Annotated in this window: 1 tRNA gene and 2 rRNA genes; all 3 read right to left on the bottom strand. The window is 51.1% G+C overall.

The window, feature by feature from the left end:
- Positions 1–271, bottom strand: a 23S ribosomal RNA gene (locus tag MKS11_RS27375); the annotation flags it as partial.
- 190 nt (positions 272–461) lie between these two features.
- A tRNA-Glu gene (locus MKS11_RS27370) sits at positions 462–537 on the bottom strand.
- Between the two features lie 85 nt (positions 538–622).
- Positions 623–1,283, bottom strand: a 16S ribosomal RNA gene (locus tag MKS11_RS27365); the annotation flags it as partial.

Genomic DNA, 1,283 nt, shown 5'->3' with positions numbered 1-1,283 from the left:
CTGGGCTGCTCCCCGTTCGCTCGCCGCTACTGGGGGAATCTCGGTTGATTTCTTTTCCTCGGGGTACTTAGATGTTTCAGTTCCCCCGGTTCGCCTCGTTAACCTATGTATTCAGTTAACGATAGTGTGACGAATCACACTGGGTTTCCCCATTCGGACATCGCCGGTTATAACGGTTCATATCACCTTACCGACGCTTTTCGCAGATTAGCACGTCCTTCATCGCCTCTGACTGCCAGGGCATCCACCGTGTACGCTTAGTCGCTTAACCTCACAACCCGAAGATGTTTCGTAAAACATCATCGTGTCGCGAAAATTTGAGAGACTCGAACACACATTAACTGTGTGTCGTTTCAATTTTCAGCTTGATCCAGATTTTTAAAGAGCAAATATCTCAAACGTCACCCGAAGATGAGTTTTGAGATAGTTCGGCACGCGTCTTTCACTCACGAACCAGCAAGTGGCGTCCCCTAGGGGATTCGAACCCCTGTTACCGCCGTGAAAGGGCGGTGTCCTGGGCCTCTAGACGAAGGGGACACTGAAGTCTCAATCGCAAGACGCCTTGCTTCTTTACTTTCATCAGACAATCTGTGTGAGCACTACAAAGGCAGGTTCTTTAAGGTAAGGAGGTGATCCAACCGCAGGTTCCCCTACGGTTACCTTGTTACGACTTCACCCCAGTCATGAATCACAAAGTGGTAAGCGCCCTCCCGAAGGTTAAGCTACCTACTTCTTTTGCAACCCACTCCCATGGTGTGACGGGCGGTGTGTACAAGGCCCGGGAACGTATTCACCGTAGCATTCTGATCTACGATTACTAGCGATTCCGACTTCATGGAGTCGAGTTGCAGACTCCAATCCGGACTACGACATACTTTATGAGGTCCGCTTGCTCTCGCGAGGTCGCTTCTCTTTGTATATGCCATTGTAGCACGTGTGTAGCCCTGGTCGTAAGGGCCATGATGACTTGACGTCATCCCCACCTTCCTCCAGTTTATCACTGGCAGTCTCCTTTGAGTTCCCGGCCGAACCGCTGGCAACAAAGGATAAGGGTTGCGCTCGTTGCGGGACTTAACCCAACATTTCACAACACGAGCTGACGACAGCCATGCAGCACCTGTCTCACAGTTCCCGAAGGCACCAAAGCATCTCTGCTAAGTTCTGTGGATGTCAAGACCAGGTAAGGTTCTTCGCGTTGCATCGAATTAAACCACATGCTCCACCGCTTGTGCGGGCCCCCGTCAATTCATTTGAGTTTTAACCTTGCGGCCGTACTCCCCAGG

The sequence above is a fragment of the Klebsiella sp. K5-45 genome (assembly GCF_030128605.1).
Classification (GTDB): Bacteria; Pseudomonadota; Gammaproteobacteria; order Enterobacterales; family Enterobacteriaceae; genus Klebsiella; species Klebsiella quasipneumoniae.
This window is presented reverse-complemented; position numbering and strand designations above follow the sequence as displayed.